This is a genomic window from Bacillus sp. R86525 (assembly GCF_042466195.1).
GTDB lineage: Bacteria > Bacillota > Bacilli > Bacillales > Bacillaceae_G > Bacillus_A > Bacillus_A nitratireducens.
Genome location: NZ_JAXHPX010000007.1, coordinates 4,744,227 through 4,763,925, shown reverse-complemented (window position 1 = coordinate 4,763,925; position 19,699 = coordinate 4,744,227). Strand labels below are relative to the sequence as shown.

The window sequence follows — 19,699 nt, the reverse complement described above, 5'->3', positions numbered from 1 at the left end:
GATGGAACGAAATAACGTTTCATCTCTTTTTTTATAAAAAAACCACCAACTCGTATATACGAGTGTTGACTAACTTATATATACGAGTTAATATGTAATTGTAAACGGTATCAAAAAAAGAAAAGAGGGACGGGAATATGGGGAAAGACTATCGTAAAACAGCGGAAGAAGTGTTGCAGTATATTGGTGGGAAAGACAATATTGAACAAGCTGCGCACTGTGTAACAAGGCTCCGTATCGCTTTAAAAGATGAAAGTAAGATAGATAATGATAAATTGCAGTCTGTTTCATTAGTAAAGGGAGCGTTTCATAACGCTGGGGTATTTCAAGTTGTAATTGGTCCAGGTGATGTCGATCGAGTATACGCTGAATTGATAACGCTTGCAGGTATGGAGGAATCGACAGTAGCTGACGTGAAAGATTCTGGAAACCAAAAGTTGAATCCGGCTCAAAAGTTTGTAAAAGTATTTTCAGATGTATTTATGCCGATATTACCAGCGATCGTAACAGCTGGTTTACTGATGGGGATTAACAATTTATTAGGGGCAAAGGACTTATTTTTTGATGGTAAAAATTTATTAGATGTTTATCCGAATTTAGGCGGGCTTTGGGATTTAATTAATATGATGGCCAATACAGCATTCGTGTTCTTACCGGCACTTGTTGGTTGGTCAGCGACGAAGCGTTTTGGCGGTAGTCCAATACTAGGTATTGTTATGGGGTTAATGCTTGTGCATCCGGCCTTATTAAACGCGTGGGATTATGGAAAAGCAGCGACTGGTTTAGAGGGACAAAAGATCGAGTACTTCGATATTTTAGGATTATTTCAAATTGAAAAGGTAGGGTATCAAGGTCAAATCCTACCGGTTTTAGTAGCGGCATTTGTCTTAAGTAAAGTGGAAATCTTTTTAAAGAAACATGTACCAAATGCGATTCAATTATTAGTTGTACCAATTACAACAATCGTTGTAACAGGTGTGTTAGCATTGGGAATTATCGGTCCAGTTACACGTCATATTGGAGATTTATTAACAGCTGGATTAGTAGGTGTATATGAAACAGTACCAGTAGTTGGAGCAGTATTATTTGGAGCATTATATGCACCGCTCGTAATTACAGGTATGCATCATATGTTTATTGCTATCGACTTACAATTAATTGCACAACACGGCGGTACATTCATTTGGCCGATGATTGCTCTTTCTAACATTGCACAAGGTAGTGCGGCACTAGCAATGTTCTGGATTTCTAAAAATCAAAATGATAAAAGTATGGCATCGACATCAGCAATTTCAGCGTACTTTGGTATTACAGAGCCAGCGATGTTCGGTGTGAATTTACGAAATAAATTTCCGTTCTATGCAGCGATTATAGGATCTGCTGTAGCAGCGATATTCATTACATTAAATGGTGTATTAGCACCTGCTATCGGAATTGGCGGATTGCCAGCATTTATTTCTATCATTCCGAAATCGATTCCAATGTTTATTGTAGGAATGATTATCGCAATTGTAATCCCATTTACGTTAACGTGGTTATTTGCAAAAAGAGTTAAACAGAAGTAGGAGGAAGTTAAGCATGAAGGATTGGCATAAAAGTGTAGTCTATCAAATTTATCCGAAGAGCTTTAATAGTTATTACAATAAAGAAACCGGTGATATAAAAGGGGTTACAGAGAAACTAGATTATTTAAAAGAACTTGGAGTAGATTATATTTGGTTAACACCGATATATGAATCACCACAAAACGATAATGGATACGATGTAAGTGATTATTACAGCATTGATCCATCTTACGGAACGATGGAAGAGTTTGAAGAGCTTTTAGAAGAAGCGAAAGCACGTGATATTGAGATTATGCTCGATATTGTCGTAAACCATAGTTCGACGGAGCATAAGTGGTTTAAAGAAGCAAAAGAAGATAAAAATAGTCCGTATCGTAATTATTATATTTGGCGTGATGAAAAGAATAATTGGCAGTCTAAATTTGGTGGATCTGCTTGGAAATATGATGAGAAAACAGAGCAATATTTTTTACATCTATTTGATGAGACGCAAGCTGATTTAAATTGGGAAAATGAAAAACTTCGTGAAGAAGTATATGATATGATGCGCTTTTGGCTTGATAAGGGGGTAACAGGATTCCGATTAGATGTAATTAACTTAATTTCAAAAGACCAAAGTTTCTTGAATGATGATGGTAGTACTGCGACAAGTGATGGGCGTAAATATTATACGGATGGTCCACGCGTCCATGAATATTTACAAGAGATGAACCGAAATGTTTTTGAAGGGAAAGATGTAATTACAGTTGGAGAAATGTCATCTACGACAATTGATAATTGTATTAAATACTCAAACCCTGAGCGTAATGAACTAAGTATGACGTTTAGTTTCCATCATTTAAAAGTAGACTATCCGAATGGTGATAAGTGGACGAAGGCTGATTTTGATTTCATTAAATTAAAAGAAATTATGTCTAATTGGCAAATTGAAATGCAAAAGGGCGGAGGATGGAATGCGTTATTTTGGTGTAATCATGACCAGCCTCGTATTGTGTCACGCTTTGGAGATGATGGGAAATACCGAAATGAATCTGCTAAAATGTTAGCGACAGCTATGCATATGTTGCAAGGAACACCTTACATTTATCAAGGGGAAGAAATCGGTATGATGAATCCTAAATTCGAGTCCATCGAGCAATATCGTGATGTGGAATCGTTAAATATATATGATATAAAGCTAGAAGAAGGATTATCAAAAGAAGAGATTATAGGGATTTTAAAACAAAAATCTCGTGATAATTCCCGTACTCCGATGCAGTGGAATGGAGAGGTGAATAGTGGTTTTACAACAAGTACACCTTGGGTTTCAGTGGCTGAAAACTTTAAAGAAATAAACGTAGAGAAGGCATTAGAAGATAAAGAATCTGTATTTTATCATTATAAAAAGTTAATTGAACTTAGAAAAAAATACGATATAATTACAGACGGAAAATATGATGTTTTAGATGAAAATCATCCTAAGATTTGGGCGTATACACGTACTGTAAATAATGAAGTATTACTTGTTATAAATAACTTCTATGGAGAAGAAATAACGTATTCTGTACCAGTTCATGTTCAATTGGATGGTATGAAACAAGAAGTAGTAGTATCAAATTATAAAGATTCAAGTACGGATATTACGAAGCTTAATTTAAGACCATATGAATCAATTGTATATCGATATACGAAATAAAAGGTTGTATGCCGCCCGGCATACAACCTTTTTACTTTAGGACACCGCTATATAAAATATTTACTTCTACTTCTGGTTTGAACTTCACTTTTGCATAATCTTCATTCCAATTTTTTTTCTTCCATAAATCAGGGTGATAAGCGATAAGGTGTCTCCCGATACCGAAAGCATCACAATTTGCTTTTTGTAGTTTTTTCGTTATGCGTTTTGCTTCTTTTGTGAGCTGCTTAGATAATTCTTTGTTTAGTTTTTTTCTTTCTCCCATTTTATAAAGATTATCTCTCGGTGCTTCAAGAGCGATTACTTGTAGCTTTAGTTTTAGATGAGCGTAAACATTCCCTTTTTTGTCAGTCGTTATATTCAAGTCTCTTTTTAGTTTCCGATTGCTCACTTCCATTGTTAAATAATCAGATGTCTTCTCTGATTCATCGCTAGTAAGTTTTTGGGTTATACGGGCACTTGTTCCCATTTTTCCGGTTAATAACACGAATAAAACAGATTGTTTCAAAGGTAAATGCCCAGTTAATTTATCGTTGTTAAATAAAGCTAACCCGTTTGTAATTACTTCTTTTCCTTTTATTTTTATAGAAGGGAGGGTAAAGTCTTTACCGGGATCTAACATTTTTGTAGCAGCTGTTTCTAAAGTTTCTTTTGGAAATACACTCATATCTTCTAAGCTTTTCACTTTTTTCTTTAGAAAATCTCCAATTAGTAAATTTCCTACTTTCTTTTTTTCGAGTATCTCGGATGTTTCACCATCTACTGCAATAAGTTTTACTAAAGCAGTTGGGTTTGATGGATCCCGAAAGCTAACATCTAAATAGGGTAGTATACCTTTTTTTAGAATTTTGGTTCCTAGTAATTGAACACCATATTTGAAATAGCGAATATTCCCAGTCACATTTTTTTTTAGGGCATCGCTTGTATCCCTTATGTTATGCCCGGTTGCTGAATGTATTTCATTCTCGAATGAAGATTGCTCTCCGCTTGAACTTTTTACAAGCTCAACTGTTTGCTGGAGTTGATTCTCTTCCGTAATATCAGATCCAATACTATAAGCTAGCCTTGCTTCCCTTAATGGTTCTTGATCCCAACAGCCAGAAAGGAGGGAACTAGTACATAATATAAAAAGTAATTTAACTCTTTTTTTGAACATACTGTTCTCCTTTCTTCTTTCTTATTACTGAATAAAGTAGAAATAAAAGAGGGAGGACAACGATGAAAATATAGGTGAACTTATCAGTGAAAGTTGCAATTACTTTTAATTCTTCAGGTGTATCTATAAATAAGGCTACACTAAAAGCAATAATACCAACGATTGGAACAGCCTTTTTATGATTAGCAAGATTGAAGATATGTCCAATTCCTATAGAAGCAGCACAGTAATAACTAGCAATAGAAGCTACAACAGTTATCATCCAAATTGGGATGAATAGTAAATCAGTTCGGTCTATAATCCCGATATGTAAGGAGCGTAATAAGTAAGCAACTGGTTCTGGAATAAGTTCAACTTGCTTTGGACTAAATACAATAAAGCAAATCCAAACAGTAAAAGTATAAAAAAGCGTTACAAATCCATTAGCGATAGAAATGGCCTTTAGTTTTGCCACAGAACTCCCGTTTACTTTTGGAAAAGCGATAAGAATAATTTCAAAACCATACATGGCTGTAATTGTTTCTTTCGATGCTTGAATAATATTCCACCATCCAGCCTCTGTAATGGGGAAAATATAAGAAAAATCAGCCCGGGAAAGCCCTAGGGCAATTAAAAGCGCCATAGGTAAAATGAGAATAGAGGCCATGACATAAAATCGTACAATCACCTTAAATGTATTATAGGCTACGTAGCAACAAGCTATTGTAAATAGTATGAGAATTGCAGACCAAGGGGTGGCTTGTAAGACCCATACTTTAATGACATTACAAGCATTTAACATAACCGTCATACCGATAAGGGTAAAATAAAAAACATAAGCAAAACCTAACAGTTTTCCAAACTTATTACCAAATAGCATACAAACACTTTCATACATATCAGCATCAGGAAATCGTTTTAAGAAAAGCCACATAAGTAAAATAATAAGTTGAATCGCAAGCCCAGCGATGAGAGCAGAAATCCACCCACCACCTTTCGCTATTGGGTGAAGACGGTTTGGTAGAGAAAGGATACCAACTCCGATTTGGCATTGAATAACGAAAAAGGTAAATTGAACAAGCGAAATTTTACTTTGCGTGTTTGTCACCGTCCTCATCCTCTCTCGTTACATGTTGTCGTTGCATTTTTTTCGGCTTTGGATCATGTGGTCGTTCCCAAAATGACCACATTGGAAGTCTGACAAAAGAATCTTTCATATCTTTTATCCGCATTGGAGCAATAGGAGAAAGATATGGTGTATGAAAAGAATGAAGCTGACATAAGTGAACGAAAGTTATAATTAAACCAAATGAAATTCCTACATATCCAAATATGGCAGCAAGGATCATTAACGGAAAACGAAGAATCCGAACTGCTGAACTCATATCGTTTGATGGAACGAGAAAAGATGAGATTGCAGTTAAAGCTACAACGATAATCATTGTATAAGAAACGAGTCCGGCTTTTACAATTGCATCACCAATTACTAAACCACCTACAATACCGATTGTTTGTCCAACGCGGCTCGGCAGACGAATACCAGCTTCCCGTAATAATTCGAAAATTAACTCCATTAAGAGAGCTTCAAAAATAGGAGGAAGTGGCACTTTCTCTAATGAAGCTTTAATTGTATACACAAGTTCGAGCGGCAGCACATCAGGATGAAAAGCGACAGTTGCAATATATAAAGCTGGTAAGAGAAAGGCAATTAAAAAACTTACTAAACGAATCATTCGGACGAAAGAACCGACAATCCAGCGGTTATTATAATCATCTGGTGATTGATAGAAAGCGAATAACGTAACAGGTACGATGAGCGCTGTTGGATCTCCGTCAGATAAAATAGCAACTCGTCCTTCCATTAAATTTGCTGCGACTCTATCTGGACGCTCTGTATTTAATTGCTGCGGAAAGGGTGAGAAAGATGTGTCTTCTATAAATTCTTGTATATATCCTGGAGGCATAAGTGCATCTGTCTTAATCATTTCTAACCTTCTTTTTACTTCTACAACTAAATCGTCATTCGCTATGTTTTGCATATAAGCAATTGCCACTTTCGTGTGCATTTCTTCACCAAGTGTGAAATATTTAACGACGACATTTGGACTTTTTATGAGTTTACGAATAGAAGCTAAATTGGTTGCTAAATCTTCTACGAAACCAGTATGCGGCCCACGTACAATCCCTTCATTATCAGGTTCTGTTATATCTCTCTTTAACGATAGAGCTGTTTCGAAAATACAAAAACTGTCGACCTGTTCATGAAAATATAATGATTTTCCTTGTAATAAAAGCTGTATCCCATAATTTAAATTCGTTTCTTTCTTCATATTTAATGTAGAAAAAGCTTTATCTAAAGACAAATCAAACCGCGTTAATAATGGCTCAAGAGCTAATTGATGAATTAAATTTGGATCTGATAAAGATTCGATATATAAAATTGTTCCTTTTCCATTTTGAAAAGGGATATCTAATTTTTTTATATCATCTGAGTGACAGAGCTTATTTTCAATGTAATTAATATTTTCCGGAAGTGATGGAAACATATGCTTTTGGTTCTTGCTTTCTTGCTGTTCTTCGTGTTGTGTCATAAATTCCACCTCTTTTAGAATAAAATTCCTTCTGTTAATTTTTGTTTTTTATACGGAATTTATGCTTGGATTATTTGAAAAAGTAGCTTGAAAGTTCTGTTGCGTTACCTTCTATACTTAAAGAAAATGAAAATTAGGGAATCGAAAGAAAGCGTATAGTTAGATTGGCGATATTAATATATATCTTTTGTACTATAGAGGATAAGCCTAGCAGTATGCATAATTACATCGTTTGATGAATAGGAAATTTATGAGAATCGATTTATACTAGTATTGTGTCTTGCCTTTTTAGGTGTAGTACACAGCCGGTGATTGGCTAGTGGAGGTTTTTCCATTTTGCCAGTGCCGGTTTTTTGTTGGATAATAGAGAAAATATATAAGAAGGAAGGGATCGTTTTGAAAGATGTAGATTCTATTTCTATGAGAGAAAAAGTTGCTAGCTTTTATCTTTATTTCATTTCTTTTTTTGGTTTAATTACTATAACTATCTCTATACTTGAAATTAAAATCCCTTCTCATCTAACAATACTAGTATTGTTAGTACTGTTTATGGGGATCACAGAGTATTTTCCTGTACGATTTTGGAGGGGAGTAAGTTCACTTAGTTTTCCGATTATTTATTCTATGCTTTTGTTGTTTGGGACACATATAACTGCGCTCGCTCTTGTATTTGTTACTTTAATTATTCATTTGCTTCGGCGTTCTCCAATGGAAAGGATGCTTTTTAATAGTACACAGCATGCTCTTAGCCTTGTGTTAGCAGAATGGTTTTCTAGCAAATGTATGGTGTGGTTTTCCAGTGTAATAAATATGGAAGTTTTATATGAGAACCTATTATTTTTACTATTGTTTAGTATATTTTTCTGTTTTTTCAACAATCTCTTTTATGATTTACTAATGGTACTCCTTCCTCAGACATATTCGATACATCGATGGAATCAAAAAAATATATCAGTCTTTTTTTGTGAAAGTTTTTGTCTATTCTATGCCGTTCTTATACACATATTAGATAGCCAATATTCTTTAGAGCTAAAAGGAATTATTGTTTTGTTCTTTTTCTTCCCACTTGTGGCAATCTCTATCATTAGTTCATTTTCTGCACGAATACGGATGGAAAAAGAAAGATTGTACGAATTTTTTCTTATTACGACAGAAATAAGCCGTGGATTATCTGGAGGAAATCTTCAGCACATAAAAAAATCACTTAAAGGATTTCTAGGGATACAAGCATATGTATTATGGACAAAAGACGAGGGAGAATGGAATATACAGTTGAGGGATGGGAAATTGAAAAATGATATAACTGATTATTCCGACGGAAAAGGAGAGTTCTGTGAAATAACTGAAAATACTGTTTTTAATAATTGGAAGGTTGGTACAGCACCAGGAGATGGGGTGTTTGAAGATGTTATACGTTCTTTAGTTTATTTCCCTCTTATTGTAAATAATGAGTTGATCGGGATGTTTGTTGCAGGTAAAAGTAGAGGTGCTGGTTTTTTCCCGGAAGATGTTCAGTTGTTAGCGACATTTTCCAACCAATTAGCTAACATAGTTAAAACAAGAATACTTATTTCTGAACAAGAAAAAAGGATGATTTTAGAAGAAAGAAATCGAATTGCACGCGAGATTCATGATGGTATTGCACAAGCTTTGGCTGGGGTGATATTTCAACTAGAGTCCGCTCAGAAAAAATACCATGATAAACCTATTGATATGCAGCAAGTAGTCGAGAAAAGTATAAAGGATTTAAGGAAAAGCTTAGGAGAAGTTCGCTATTCTATTTACGCTTTAAAGCCGTATCCCACACAACAATTAGGGCTTAAACAGGCGATAGCAAGTAAAATAAAATCTTTAAAGCAAGAATATGAACTAGACATTACATATCATGAAAGAGGTCATTCACGTGCGCTCAGCTTTTCAAAAGAAAGAGTTATTTTTGATACATTACAAGAGAGTTTACAAAACATTGTTAAACATGCACAAGCAGAAGAAATTGATGTTTTGCTAAGTTATCAAAGTGAGCACGTGCTTTTAAAGGTTAAGGATAATGGAGTTGGCTTTTCACTATTTGAGTCTATGGTTAAAACGAAGCATGAGCCACATTATGGTATATTACATATGAATGAACAAGCTGAACAACTAGGGGCTACTTTACAGATTGATAGTTCTTTAGGTAAAGGGACAGAAATTACACTGTTAATTCCAGATTCACAAACAAGGGGTGCGTAAAATGATTAAAATATTAGTAGTGGATGATCATGCTTTTTTACGAGACGCAATTCGGAGCATACTAGAGGTTGAATCTGATATGAAAGTGGTTGGAGAGGCGAGCTCTGGGGACGAGGTATTGGGAAAAGTAGAGGAATGTAGACCAGACTGTATTTTGATGGATATTAATCTTCCAGGGAAAAATGGAATTGAAGCTACGGGATTAGTGAAAAAAAAATATCCTAATTGCCGAGTACTTGTTTTTACAATGTATGAGCATGATGAGTATTTAATGGATGCGCTTCAGTCTGGTGCTGATGGTTATTTATTGAAGGATTCATCATCGGAGCAGGTAGTGGCAGCAATTCGAATGTTATATCAAGGCGATTCAGTTATTCATCCGCGTATGACGAAAAAATTAATTACATATCATCAACAACAACTGAAATTAGAACCAAATGAAAATGAACTGACAGAGCGTGAAAAGGAAATTCTCTTTGAATTGGTTAAAGGGCTGAGTAATAAAGAAATTGCTGAAGTTCTATATATTAGTGACAAGACGGTTAAAATTCACATCAATAAAATTTTTAAAAAACTCAATGTGAAAAGTCGATCGCAAGCGGTGATTTATGCTGTTCGAAATCAATTGGTTCCGTTGGATTAAATAAGAGATGTTTAAAAGAACTATCGTGTTTCTTTATTCTATATTACAAAGAATAAAGGGCAAGGTAGTTCTTTTGTACTATTTGGGCATAGAATCATTAGAAAAAAATTACTCCTTTTGTTCAATATTCAGAAAAATCAAAATGTGAAATAATAAAAATAGAATTATTGCTTAACGCTACTAATAATTCATGTTGTAAATCATTGTAGTTGGAAACAATTTATGGGGGCTTTTATAGAAAGAAGATTAGAAGTGTGGGGATGGCGGTAGTAGTGTTGGAGATTCTCTATTATTTTAAATAGATTCAAGGTTGATAGAATTGCCAATGCTAAATAGGAGCTCAGAGGATTTATTTTAGAAAAATAATTTTAATAATAAGGAGATGCGCTATGAAGAAGGGGAAATTCGGGAAAATACTTATTGGAACGCTAACTGTTGGTATGTTAATGTCTCAAGGAATTCCATATAACGTATTGGCAGAAGAGGTAGATACAACTACTTTAACTGGGATTGATGATGCAAACGCTATATTGAAAGGTCTTACAAAGGAACAACGTAATGCCTTAAAAACGTTAGATACAAAACCAGGTTTTGTTATTTCACCAGGCATCAATACAGCAAGTCCTGATAATGTGAATGTGATTGTAGAGTTTAAGCAAGCACCTAGCAAAATCGAGATGTTAAAACAAGCAGCTAAAGGGAAAAAAATAGCTCTTTCAACTGCGGAACAAAAGGTAGAAGCATCTCATAAAGAATTTAAATCAGAGTTTGAACAGCTTCAAAAGAATAAAGATAAAGGGACGAATTTTAAATCTGCCAAAATAACAAGAGAATATAAGAATGCTTTTAATGGTGTAGCGATTTCGTTACCTGCGAATATGATTGAAGACTTAGTTCGCACTGGTATTGTTAAGCGCGTATGGGAAGATAGTGAGGTCAAAATTGATTTGCCGAAAGAAACAGCTAAGACTGCTGCTGAACCCAAAATGGCAGATAGTGTACCGCAAATTGGTGTGGACAAGCTGCATGATGAAAAAATAACAGGTAAAGGAATTAAGGTAGGTGTACTGGACACAGGTATTGATTACAACCACCCGGATTTGAAAGATGCATATAAAGGATATCGTGCAAAGCAAGGTGAAGATCCAAGCAAAATAGATCCGAACTCAATAAAAGGATGGGACTTTGTTAATAATGATGCTGATCCAATGGAGACAACGTATAAGGATTGGAAAAATTCTGGAGGATATCCTGAAATTTATGATGGAAGTGCATATTATACATCCCATGGCACTCATGTAGCCGGGACAATTGCTGCAGACAAAAAGAATAATGTGGATTATGCGGTTAAGGGAGTCGCTCCAGATGTAGATTTATATTCATATCGTGTATTAGGACCATATGGAAGTGGTCAAACAAGCGGTATTCTTGCTGCGATTGATAAAGCAGTGAAAGACGATATGGATGTTATCAATTTATCATTAGGTGCGTCTATTAATGATCCTTTATATCCAACCTCTGTGGCAGTGAACAATGCCATGTTAGCTGGTGTTGTTACAGTAGTAGCGGCAGGGAACACAGGTCCAGAAGAAGGGACCCTTGGATCACCTAGTGCAGCAGCGCTTCCAATTACAGTTGGAGCAAGCGATGCTGCGATGAACATTCCAACGTTTTCAGCTAGTGTAGGTGATTTACAAGTGGATAAGATGATGCTACTAGGTAAAAGTTTTACTGATAAAATTGAAGACTTAAAAGGACAATCCATACCCGTTGTATATGCAGGACTTGGGAAATTAGGTGATTTTACAGGGAAAGATGTTAAAGGGAAGTTAGCTCTTATCCAACGCGGTGAGATTACATTTGATGAAAAAATTAAAAATGCTAAGGAAGCAGGCGCAAAGGCGGTAATTGTATACAACAATGTAGATGGGGAAATTACAAGTTATCTTGGGGAAAGTACTGCATCTATTCCATCGTTCCGCTTAACAAAAGTAGATGGTGAGAAATTGCAAGCAAAAGCTGTACAAGGGGATGTGTCGTTAGCGTTTGGGGAACTTAGTAATATAAAAACAGAGGGAGATCACTTAGCTGATTTCAGCTCCCGTGGTCCTGCAACTAAAACAGATGATATTAAGCCAGATATTGTAGCACCAGGTGTGTCTATTTTCTCAACTGTTCCTGAATATATTAATGATCCAAAGGATGGAGAAAATTATCCGGTAGCGTATGGACGTATGTCAGGTACATCTATGGCAACTCCTCATACTGCGGGGGTAGCAGCACTCATTTTGCAAGAACATCCAAACTATAGTCCATTTGAAGTAAAAGAAGCACTTATGAATACCGCAGTTGACTTAAAAGAAGAGCGTTCTGTATTTGAAGTAGGCTCAGGCCGAATTGATGCGTATCGTGCGGTTCATGCAGATACAGCTATCGAGGTTATTGATAAAACATCAAACGTTGTAAATGATGAAGAAGTAGAAATTGAAGAAAAAACAGGTTCTATTGCATTCGGGTATAAAAATCAATTGGGAAATGGACCTATTAAAGATAGTCGAAAAGTCTTAATTAAGAACAGCAGTAAAACAGACGGGAAAGAGTTTAAATTAGAAGTAAAGTTTTCACCAACAAATGTAGGTGTGAAGGACGCAGCGAAGAATGGTGTGAAGCTGAACGTACAAGATTCTATTAAAGTGGCTTCTGGTACATCAGGGGAAATTAGCCCTGAAATTATCATTCCAGAAAACGCAGAATTCGGTAGGTATGAGGGGTATATTCATATTTTAAATAAAAACAATGAAAAAGAAGTATATCAAGTACCGTTTGCAGTTAAATTCACAGAAAAAGGGATTGAGTCTGTAGATTTGCTGAGAGACGCAATGGCAACAGATGCATCTAAATTCCATCCATTTATGGAAAGACCAAGTTCGCCGTTGGCATTTAAATTAAATAGTCCTCTTGAAACCATTGATGCAGTTGTGAAGGATCGAAAGACAGGGAAGGCATTAGGAGTCGTTGGTACACTTAATGCAAGTAGTCTAACACCGAATGTTGAATATATGATGTTTTCTGGTATGGGAGGGTATGTACTTCCATTCACGGGAGATCCAGCTCATCCAATTGGGGATAAACCTGTTATGTTGCCTGATGGAGATTACGAATTGAACTTCGTTGGATATGACAAAGAAGGAACATCTTATACAAAAGGCGATAGCATTATCATTGATAATGTAATACCTGAAATGAAATTTAAGGATGTACAACCTGGTATTCACGAAGTCAATGATTCCATGTTTAAAGAAGAAGACGGTCAGCGAGCATTATGGGTGCATGGTAATATTTATGATTCTACAGTGGATGCATTAAAGGCAAAAGGCCTGCAGTATGATCAAAAAGCTAATCAAATTGTATATTATCAGAACTCGGCCTTTCCATCAGGTTGGCTGAATACAATTCAGGCCAATGGTGATTTTAAATTTGGAGTACTTCCAGAAGAAATAAATGAACCGTTAAATTTAAAATTATTTGGATATGACCTCGCAACTGCAGGGAATATGGCAACTGGATATAAAGATTACGTCTTTGTAAAAGAAGGGACAGAATACGCTGTTCCAAGTTATGACAAAGATAAAATAAAATTAGGAGAAAAAATTACGTTAACTTTAAATCTCAATAATGTAAAACAACTTACGGCAGGTACATTTGAAATCCCTTATGATAAGCAGCTATTTAAATTTGCAGATGTGAAACCAAATTCAGCGCTTACGGAATATGTAAAACAACATGGATTAAACTTGAAATTAGAAGATCCGGCTATAAATACAGAAGGAACTTGGGAAAACAAGGTGAAAGTTGGCGCATCATTGGAAGGAAAAGAATTTAAAGGATTAGATGGAGATACACCATTTTTAGATGTTACATTCGAAATGACGAGCGATGAATATTTTAATGATTTAACTGCATTTGGAGTAGATAAGTTCTCTTATACAAAAGCTGGTGCATCAGAAGGTACTGAGATTCCTGTGTTTAAAGATAAATCTTTTGCTATTGTGTCGAAACATTCAACAGTTACAGGATATATTGGTCCGGAAGCTTTCTTGAATGAAGAGGGGTATTTAGGTAAGAATGATTACACAAAACTAGGAGCAAAAGTGTACGCAGTTGGCAAGGATGGAAAGAAATATACAGGAACGGTTAATGATAATGGGCAATTTGAAATTCATAGTGTTCCTGTAAGCGATAAAGAATATGATATTTTCGTAGAAATGCCGGGTCATTTAAATAGTAAATTAACTACAAAAATAGGGAAAATGCAAGATGGAGAATTAGTGGGACAAAACTTTAGAGCCGATATGGATGACAACCTTGCAGGTGATGTAAACGGAGATAAAATGGTGGATATTCAAGATGCTAGAATAGCAGCTCTTTCATATGGAAAAGGAAAAGTGGCTGTTAAAGATGGAGATGTCAATCAAGATGGTGTTGTAAATGAAGCAGATATTCGTTTTATCGAGAAGAATTTCTTGAAAAAGGGTCGAGATGCTAAAGAAAATCAGAAGCCGAAAGAAAATGTAGGGCCAGTGACGTTAGATAAAATCTTACGCTCTATTGGTTTAGAACCAAAAAAATAAGTGGACAAACTTCTAGAGTAAATAAAGCAATAAGACAATGAATATAAAATTAAATGAAATCGGCTAACAAATAACCGGTAATGATTTACGGTAACATTACCGGTTATTTTAAAAGTAATAGTCGTTTGGGTACATGAAGTAACTAGTTTAAAGTTAGTTCGCTTTCGTTGTGGGACCAGGTAGTTGCTTAATTATTATTGTTTGTGGGATGGAAATAAGGTTTGTAGTTTAAACTTTAAAAATAGGGGGACTTGTGAAATGAGTATTAAGAAAAAACTTGGTATGAGTGTTGTAACTGCAGCTCTGGGTCTATCTTTAATTGGTGGAGGCACATATGCGTATTTTAGTGATAAGGAAGTATCACAAAATACGTTTGCAGCGGGTACTTTAGATTTGAGTGTTAATCCTGAAGTTGTTATTAATGTCGACAATATTAAACCAGGTGATGAAATGGAGCGTGGTTTTCAATTAGTAAACAAAGGAACCTTAGCAATAGGAGATGTGAAACTTCTGACAGATTACAGTGTAATCGATGCTAAAGGAGATAATGGAAATGCTGATTTTGGTGATCATATCCGTGTTGATTTCTTGTGGAATTTGGATAAAAATGAGGTTCCAATTTGGTCTACTACATTATCTGAATTAAAGGTAGCTACGCAAAACGGAAGTATTCCTGATCTTGTACAAAAAGGTGTTGTAGACCGAGAAGGAAATGGACTTGCTCCTGGTGATGATGATACTTTCTACGTAATGTTCACATTTGTAGATAACGATGAAGAGCAAAATGTATTTCAAGGAGATTCATTGAAGTTAAATTGGACCTTCAATTCAATGCAGACAAAAGGTGAAGAGAAATAAAGATATATGTTATATATGAGAATGAATTGATGAAGAATTGAGGAATAGAATTTTTAATAGTGTAAAGGTTGATTGAGTGAATCAACCTTTTTTTGTTTTGTGAGAAAATTACGCTTAAATTATTTGAAAAAAGTAGCTTGAAAGTTACATTACGTCATCTTTTATACTAAAGAAAATAGGATATAGGGGGATGGTGTAGATGACTTTAAAATGTATGTGGGGATGGAAAGAAATTTTATATTTATTTGTTTTTGTATTTCTGATTGTACCAGTAATGGTTGAATCTCTTTTTTATGATTATGCTTTAAAAATAATAGGGAACTCATTATATGCTGGAGTATTAATGGGACTTATAATGGCAGTGATATTTACATTTTTAGTTTATCTTTTTTGCATAAAAAGATATAACCTGTCGTGGAAAGACATTGGAATTCGGAAGCTTTCATGGAAAGATTTCTTATGGACAGTTGTAGTGGTTATTTTCTTAATTATAGTTAGCGCTGCTGTATTAATGATAATGGAGAAAATGGGTATTTCCTTTGAAAATAGTAAAACAGAGACGGTCCAAAATAATAAATCAATCTACGCATTTTGTATCGCGGTAATTGGAGCGGCGGTTATATCTCCAATCTACGAAGAGATTTTATATCGAGGTGCTTTTTATACGTTTTTTCGTGAGAGATATGGCATATGGGGCGGCGTACTTATAAGTTCCATAATATTTACCGTTGTTCATATTCCAACATATAACACATTACCGGTGAATTTTTTAAGCGGAGTAGCATTTGCGTGGTTATATGAGAAAACAAATTCTATTTTATCGGCTATGATTGCCCATGCACTATTTAACTTCATAGCAGTACTTCTCACATTTATGTCGAATTAAGAAGAGATATAGGAGGGATACATATGGAAATAGCTGTAGAACGTGTTTTTACAAAAGAGATTTTAGCAAGAGCAGCAAAGGCATATCATGTAACGGTGGAAGAAAAGCCACTTGGTGATTTTGAAAATTATATTTTTAAGGCGAAGGGTAAAAATAATGAGGATTACGTATTACGCTTAACTCATTCTTCTCATCGTTCTAAAAAAGAGGTAGAGGCCGAACTAGATTTTTTACGGTATGTTGCAGAGCATGGGGCAAAAGTGGCGGGACCTCGAAATCCAATATCTCAAAACCTTGTAGAAGAAATTGGAGCGGAAGATGGCACTTTCTTTTTCGCGTCTTTATTTACATATGCACAAGGTGAGCAAGTAAAAGGAGAAGAATCGCCTTATTGGGGAGATGCTTACTTTGAAGCGTGGGGAAAAGCGATTGGACAACTGCATCGCCTTACAATGGATTATCCTAAAACAGACTACCGTGATACGTGGGAAGAGGATGAAAGTAGCATTGTTAATGGATTAGAAGATGAGAAGGTGAAAGGGATTGCCACTGTATTAATGGAGGAAATAAAGGCTCTTCCGGTTAAAAGAGAAACATTCGGGCTTATGCATGGTGATATTCATCCAGGTAACTTTCATTATGATGGCAAAGAGCTAACAATCTTTGATTTTGATGATGCAGCTTATAATTACTTTATACATGATTTAGCAATGGTTCTCTATTACTCTGTTCTATTTACACCGTGGACTGCGGAAGAGAAGACAAAATTTGCTGGTAAACAGTTACAAGTGTTACGAAAAGGTTATGAATATGAGCATAGACTGGCGGATAGTTGGTATGAATCGTTACCGTTATTTTTACGGTTACGTGATATAGGCCTATACGGTACGCTTCAAAAGAAATTTAAGGGGAAAGATATGCCAGAGGATTTTCAAAAATTATCAGATGAGTTGTATGAAAGAATTATAAAGCAAGAGGCAATAGTGAATATATAATACAGATATAAGGGAACAAAGTATATAAAATAAATATATACTTTGTTTTTTTATACAAAAATATGTTTACTTTATTAAAATAATATTGTTATAGATTCGGTATACACTTATAATTTTATATATATTCTGAATATTCTTTATAAAGGAGGAGGGGGAAAGTTGGAAGCTATCGTAAGTTGGATCAATAATATTGTTTGGAGTCCAGCACTTGTCTATTTATGTTTAGGAGTAGGCTTATATTTTTCCATTCGAACGAGGTTTTTACAAGTAAGACATGTAGGAGAAATGGTGAAGCTTACATTTAAGGGAGAAAAGTCTGATGCTGGTGTTTCTTCATTCCAGGCGTTAGCACTTTCTTTATCAGGACGCGTTGGAACAGGGAATATAGCTGGGGTAGCCACAGCGGTTGCATTCGGTGGACCAGGAGCTGTATTTTGGATGTGGGCAGTAGCCTTTTTAGGAGCAGGATCAGCTTATGTAGAATCTACATTAGCACAAATATATAAGACGAAGCATCAAGGGCAATTTCGCGGTGGTCCTGCTTATTACATTGAAAAAGGACTAGGTGTTAAATGGTATGCTTTAGTATTCGTTGCAGCGACAATACTTGCGACGGGGATGCTGTTACCGGGTGTTCAGGCGAATAGTATTGCTGTAAGTCTAGAAACAGCTTTTGGTATTAATACTTCCGTATCAGGAGCGGTATTAGTAGCGGCATTAGCACTTATTATATTTGGTGGAGTTAAGCGAATTGTTAACGTAGCGCAAGTTGTAGTGCCATTTATGGCGCTTGGCTATATTTTAGTAGCTTGTGTAATTGTAGCTATGAATATTGAAAAATTACCAGACGCTTTCATGTTAATTTTAAAAAGTGCATTTGCATTAGAAGCGGCTTTTGGCGGGATTATCGGTTTAGCAATTTCTTGGGGTGTAAAACGTGGTATTTATTCAAACGAAGCAGGGCAAGGAACTGGGGCCCATGCAGCAGCAGCAGCTGAAGTATCGCATCCAGCTAAACAAGGGTTAGTACAAGCATTTTCCGTTTACATTGATACATTATTTGTTTGTTCAGCAACAGCATTTATGATGATTATTACAGGCATGTATAACGTATTTGATGCAAGCGGAAAAAACTTTATCGTCAATAAATTAAATGGTGCACAACCAGGTCCTGGTTATACACAGGCTGCGGTAGAATCTGTTTTCCCTGGATTTGGAAACGGTTTCGTGGCAATCTCTCTACTATTCTTCGCATTTACAACAATTATGGCTTATTACTACATTGCAGAAACGAATATCGCTTACTTAAATCGTGATAAAGACCGCCCTTGGATGTCTATCGTACTAAAGTTTGTATTCTTAGGAGTTGTATTCTACGGTAGTGTAAAAACAGCAGAAACAGCGTGGGCTTTAGGAGATATTGGTGTAGGAATTATGGCATGGGTTAACATTATTGCGATTCTATTATTACAAAAGCCGGCATTGATTGCATTAAAGGATTATGAAAAGCAGAAAAAAGAAGGAAAAGATCCAGTATTCGATCCGCAGAAATTAGGAATTAAAAATGCTGATTTCTGGGAGCATGAATACGGGAAAGACAAGAAAGAAGAAGTATCTTAAGAGAATAGAAATGAAGGAGCAAAGGGAAATCCCTTTGCTCTTTTTTATGGACAAAATGAAGCTGAAAGTTATTTTTTTGCCTATTTTTGAATATAAAAAGAATGTACATGCTTTGTTTAAGGGAAGGGGGGAGTATGTTGATAGAGTTTCGTAATGTAAATAAATATTATGGTAACTTCCAAGTTTTGAAAAATATTAATGTGCAAGTGAAAAAAGGTGAAGTGGTAGTAGTTGTTGGTCCTTCAGGATCAGGAAAAAGTACATTGCTTCGGTGTATAAATCAGTTGGAGGCGATTACCGATGGAGAATTAATTGTACAAAATACAGACGTACACGATAAAAAAACAGATATGAATGAATTACGCCGAAATATTGGGATGGTCTTTCAACACTTTTATTTATACCCGCATAAAACAGTTCTTCAAAATATTACACTAGCACCAATTAAAGTAAATAAAGTTTCAAAAGAAGAAGCAGAGAAAACAGCGATGTTTTATTTAGAGAAAGTAGGAATCCCGGAGAAGGCAGGTGTATATCCCCATCAATTATCCGGAGGTCAACAGCAAAGGGTAGCTATTGCTAGAGGGCTCACGATGCAGCCTGAAATTATGCTATTTGATGAGCCTACGTCCGCTCTTGATCCAGAGATGATCGGAGAAGTGCTTGATGTTATGAAAGCGCTGGCTAAAGAAGGAATGACGATGGTCGTCGTCACACATGAGATGGGATTTGCACGTGAGGTAGCAGATAGGATTTTATTTATGGATGACGGTCAAATTATCGAAGATACAACACCAGCACAATTTTTTGCAAATCCTGAACAAGAAAGAGCACGTCTATTTTTAAGCCGGGTATTAAATCATTAAAGGAG

Annotated in this window: 12 protein-coding genes and 1 pseudogene; 10 read left to right on the top strand and 3 right to left on the bottom strand. The window is 35.6% G+C overall.

The features are described 5' to 3' along the window. Positions 1–137 precede the first annotated feature (137 nt). Together treP and treC are read left to right on the top strand one after the other, a co-directional pair. Entirely contained in the window at positions 138–1,565 is a 1,428-nt protein-coding gene (gene treP / locus SJY24_RS27260) for a PTS system trehalose-specific EIIBC component (protein ID WP_098498111.1), read from the top strand. Positions 1,566–1,578: 13 nt separating this feature from the next. Beyond that, positions 1,579–3,240, top strand: a complete 1,662-nt coding sequence (treC, locus tag SJY24_RS27255; protein WP_377866873.1) for an alpha,alpha-phosphotrehalase — start codon at positions 1,579–1,581, stop codon at positions 3,238–3,240. 31 nt (positions 3,241–3,271) lie between these two features. Here treC and gerKC read toward each other — a convergent pair whose 3' ends face one another. The 3 genes from gerKC to gerKA are packed head-to-tail and all read right to left on the bottom strand — an operon-like array spanning position 3,272 to position 6,966. Continuing rightward, on the bottom strand, positions 3,272–4,396 hold the full coding sequence (gene gerKC, locus SJY24_RS27250; protein ID WP_377866872.1) for a spore germination protein GerKC: 1,125 nt from the start codon (positions 4,394–4,396) through the stop codon (positions 3,272–3,274). Further along, positions 4,377–5,483, bottom strand: a complete 1,107-nt coding sequence (locus SJY24_RS27245) for a GerAB/ArcD/ProY family transporter (protein WP_377866871.1) — start codon at positions 5,481–5,483, stop codon at positions 4,377–4,379. The genes gerKC and SJY24_RS27245 overlap by 20 nt, the downstream gene beginning before the upstream one ends. Then, a complete protein-coding gene (gene gerKA, locus SJY24_RS27240) occupies positions 5,464–6,966 on the bottom strand; it encodes a spore germination protein GerKA (protein WP_377866870.1) in 1,503 nt (500 codons plus the stop codon). Before gerKA ends, SJY24_RS27245 begins: the two co-directional genes overlap by 20 nt. Before the next feature lie 396 nt (positions 6,967–7,362). Between gerKA and SJY24_RS27235 the strand changes: the two genes are divergently transcribed. The 8 genes and pseudogenes from SJY24_RS27235 to SJY24_RS27200 all read left to right on the top strand — a co-directional run bounded on the left by SJY24_RS27235 (position 7,363) and on the right by SJY24_RS27200 (position 19,694). Then, a complete protein-coding gene (locus tag SJY24_RS27235) occupies positions 7,363–9,195 on the top strand; it encodes a GAF domain-containing sensor histidine kinase (RefSeq protein WP_377866869.1) in 1,833 nt (610 codons plus the stop codon). A 1-nt stretch (position 9,196) separates the two neighbouring features. Then, on the top strand, positions 9,197–9,838 hold the full coding sequence (locus SJY24_RS27230) for a response regulator (protein WP_377866867.1): 642 nt from the start codon (positions 9,197–9,199) through the stop codon (positions 9,836–9,838). Between the two features lie 389 nt (positions 9,839–10,227). Next, positions 10,228–14,469, top strand: a complete 4,242-nt coding sequence (locus SJY24_RS27225) for a S8 family serine peptidase (RefSeq protein WP_377866866.1) — start codon at positions 10,228–10,230, stop codon at positions 14,467–14,469. A 258-nt stretch (positions 14,470–14,727) separates the two neighbouring features. Then, positions 14,728–15,327, top strand: a complete 600-nt coding sequence (locus SJY24_RS27220; RefSeq protein WP_113734761.1) for a TasA family protein — start codon at positions 14,728–14,730, stop codon at positions 15,325–15,327. 199 nt (positions 15,328–15,526) lie between these two features. Then, complete coding sequence (locus SJY24_RS27215) at positions 15,527–16,213, top strand: CPBP family intramembrane glutamic endopeptidase (protein WP_377866865.1); 687 nt, start codon at positions 15,527–15,529, stop codon at positions 16,211–16,213. Positions 16,214–16,236: 23 nt separating this feature from the next. Beyond that, on the top strand, positions 16,237–17,208 hold the full coding sequence (locus tag SJY24_RS27210; protein WP_377866864.1) for a phosphotransferase enzyme family protein: 972 nt from the start codon (positions 16,237–16,239) through the stop codon (positions 17,206–17,208). 159 nt (positions 17,209–17,367) lie between these two features. Continuing rightward, positions 17,368–18,828 (top strand): alanine/glycine:cation symporter family protein, encoded by a 1,461-nt coding sequence (locus tag SJY24_RS27205; protein WP_016128678.1) that lies wholly within the window; start codon positions 17,368–17,370, stop codon positions 18,826–18,828. Beyond that, positions 18,773–19,694: pseudogene (locus tag SJY24_RS27200) on the top strand (amino acid ABC transporter ATP-binding protein). Before SJY24_RS27205 ends, SJY24_RS27200 begins: the two are co-directional and overlap by 56 nt. Positions 19,695–19,699 lie beyond the last annotated feature (5 nt).